This window comes from Cetobacterium sp. ZOR0034, from assembly GCF_000799075.1.
Taxonomy (GTDB): domain Bacteria; phylum Fusobacteriota; class Fusobacteriia; order Fusobacteriales; family Fusobacteriaceae; genus Cetobacterium_A.
In genome coordinates this window covers 1-603 of record NZ_JTLI01000109.1, presented here as the reverse complement: position 1 = coordinate 603, position 603 = coordinate 1, and the positions used below count along the sequence as shown (strand labels likewise).

The following is a 603-nucleotide window of genomic DNA, read 5'->3' as shown; positions in this document are numbered from 1 at the left end:
GAGGGGATGTTCAAAGAGAGATTGATGCAATCTCTGGAGAACTGCCAGATGATGCTTCAAAACCAGTGACTCAAAAGAAACTGGCTGGATCGGGAAACACAGCAATGATGCTAAACGTTTCTGGACCAAACTTCTTAGAGCTAACAACTTTTATAAATGAATTTATGACTCCAAGATTTGAAAGAATCGGAGGAGTTGGAAGTGTTGATACATTAGGATCGCCAGATAAACAGATTCAAATCCAATTTGATACAGATAGATTATCATCATATAACTTAACACCAAACGAGTTGTATGACTTAATAAAGACATCTTCTGTAAATGTTCCATTAGGAGTTATTAAAACTGGTGGGAAAGATGTTGTAGCAAGATTTATGGGAGAGTTTAATTACTTAGATGAGTTTGAAAATATGATTATCAGAAGTAATGGAAAAACTTTAAGATTAAAGGATTTAGCTGATGTTGTTTTAACAACAGAGGATCAAAGTGAAATTGCGAAATTAGACGGAAAAGAATCAGTAATGATTGTTATTGAGAAATCAACAGATGGAAATATCTTATCTATAACTGATAATGCTAAAATAGCATTAGAAGAGATGAAAC

Annotated in this window: 1 protein-coding gene; it reads left to right on the top strand. The window is 33.3% G+C overall.

Features of this window, described 5'->3' with window-relative positions; translation table 11 throughout:
* Positions 1 to 603, top strand: a 603-nt coding sequence (locus L992_RS12745; protein WP_047396656.1) for an efflux RND transporter permease subunit, incomplete at both ends; no start/stop codon positions are given.